The following is a 2,203-nucleotide window of genomic DNA, read 5'->3' on the forward strand; positions in this document are numbered from 1 at the left end:
ACTGAGGCGCTGGGCAAGCAAGCGGACGATATAGGCTTCAATATCGATGCGGCTGTCCTGCAACAGCTCAAACGGCACAGCAACGCCCTTGGAGCTGTACTTCCAGGCGCCAATGGTTTTAATGCCGAACGTCGGGTCTTCATCAGTGACGGCGGTGTTCTCGGCAACAATTTCGCCTTCCTGGTCCAAGTTGTCAGCCACCGGCCATTCAATGGGGACGCCGGAGTCGGTCTGCTGAATAGTCGCCACCAGTCGCATGTTGCCAAACAGCCTCATCTCCTCAATCAGTCGGGTGGCAAAATCAGTGGGCACCAGGTAGCCGCCGGCGGTATCCGTTTTGGTAGACAGGTCGGCCCGCAGCCGACGTTGTTCTACATACTGGCGCTGATCAACGTCAAGAGATTCCACACCGCCACGGATAAAGCTGTTGAATATGCTTTTCTCCATGTGGATACGGTGGTCGGCCTCATCAACAGACACGCCGTCCCGTTCACTCCGTTGTCGGGTAATGGCGTGGTCGGCGGCTTCGATTTTCAGCTGTTCTTCCAGCCGTTCTAACTGGTCATCAATGCGCCCGATCTCAGCGACAATGGCGTCGTACTGCTGGCTGTGGTCGTCGTTCCAGTGTTCCGGTTCGACGCTGTCGAGCAACTGTCTGGCCGCACTGGCCGCTGAACTGCGTTGTTCTCTCAGGGTTTGAATATCCATGGTCATTTCCGGTGGTGAATGTAGGGGCGTCGGCTAACTCAGAGGCCAGCAGGGCAAGGCAAAGCAGGAACGTCCTGTGCATGGTCAGGCAATCAGTGCCAGCCGTCGCTCAAGGTGTGCACGCAGGGCGGCAGAATTATCAATGGCAGGCTGGTTGTAACGGTCTGGCGGGTGCTGGTAGGCACTCAGGTCAAACACCTTGTTGTCAATCGACGGTTCAGTGTCGGCAATACCATCCATAATCCGGTCGGCAAAGCCGTTGTCCACCGCCTGCTGTCCGCTCATCCAGGTTTCTGCCGCCATCATGGCCATTACCTGTTCGTAGCTCAGGCCGGTGCGGGTGGCGTAGGTTTTGGCAATGCTGTCGTCAATGGCGTCCAGCAGTTCGGCGTGTTCACGCAGCTCGTCAGCGTTGCCCATCATGAAAGCCCAGCCCTGGTGAATCATGAAAAACGCACCGTCACTGATGCGCACCTCGTTGGCACCCATGGCCAGAAAGGTGGCGGCACTGGCGGCCAGCCCGTCCACATGGACAACAACATGGGCCGGATGCTGGGCCAGTGCCGTTTGCATGGCGCGGGCGGTGAACACGTCACCGCCGGGTGAGTTGATGCGAATGTTCAGGGTGTCGACATCCAGGCCATTGACTTCACGGACAAAGCTTTCGGCATCGATGCCCCACCAGTCGTCAATGACGTTATACACGTACACCGTCGCCTGGCGGTCATTGGTCTGTACCCGGATCTCGGAGGTCTTGGGATTGTTGCGGATCAGGTTCATCAGTTTGCGCTGGTTCACGTTGCTCACCGGTCACAGGTTGATAAAGGGTGTTGCCGTTATCAATGGGTGTCAGGTTTTCTTCCCGGCGGATCTCGTTGACGGTCTTCCAGCCAGGGTTTTGGTTGCCACCCAGGGCAATTTGATGGGCTTCATTGCGGGCCTTGATGTCACCGCGCAGCAACGCGTTGACGTCAAACTCACTGAAGTGCAGGTGACTTCTGAACAACTTGCGGTTCAGCTCCTGCTCAATGCGGGTCAGGTGCGGGCGCAGGGTGTAGCGGACAAAGCCGATGGACTGCTGCTCAATGCCGGTGCCCCAGCTGGTCGTGGTCTCCTGCGCACCGATCATGTGCGGTGGCACGCCGAAAATGCGGGCAATGTCCAGCACCTGGAACTTGCGGGTCTCCAGCAACTGCACATCGTCGGCCTTGATTTTCAGTGGTGTAAATTCACCACCTTCAGTGAGTATGGGTGGCAAGTGCGCCTGTTCAGCACCGACAACGCGGGTCTTCCAGTACTCGCGCATCATTTCAAACTGTTCCCGGGTCAATTTTTGCGGGAACTTGATGTAACCGGGACTGGATATCCCCTGCTTGAAATAAAGGCCAGTAAACTGGTCAGCACTGAGGGCATTGCCGACACTGTTCAGCGCCGCCGACTTGATCACCGACATGCCGGTCTTGCCGTTCCAGCCGACACCGGGAAAGTGCAGGAT

3 protein-coding genes are annotated in these 2,203 nt (G+C 57.2%); all 3 read right to left on the minus strand.

What is annotated here, in order from left to right:
• Positions 1–708 (minus strand): phage major capsid protein (locus KDK13_RS17020; RefSeq protein ID WP_257286180.1); only part of this gene is annotated, 708 nt, incomplete at its 3' end.
• Positions 709–792: 84 nt separating this feature from the next.
• On the minus strand, positions 793–1,413 hold the full coding sequence (locus KDK13_RS17025) for a head maturation protease, ClpP-related (RefSeq protein ID WP_257286181.1): 621 nt from the start codon (positions 1,411–1,413) through the stop codon (positions 793–795).
• Positions 1,414–1,432: 19 nt separating this feature from the next.
• On the minus strand, positions 1,433–2,203 hold a 771-nt coding region (locus KDK13_RS17030; RefSeq protein WP_257286182.1), incomplete at its 5' end, for a phage portal protein.

This window comes from Endozoicomonas sp. SESOKO1, assembly GCF_024606265.1.
Classification (GTDB): Bacteria; Pseudomonadota; Gammaproteobacteria; order Pseudomonadales; family Endozoicomonadaceae; genus Endozoicomonas.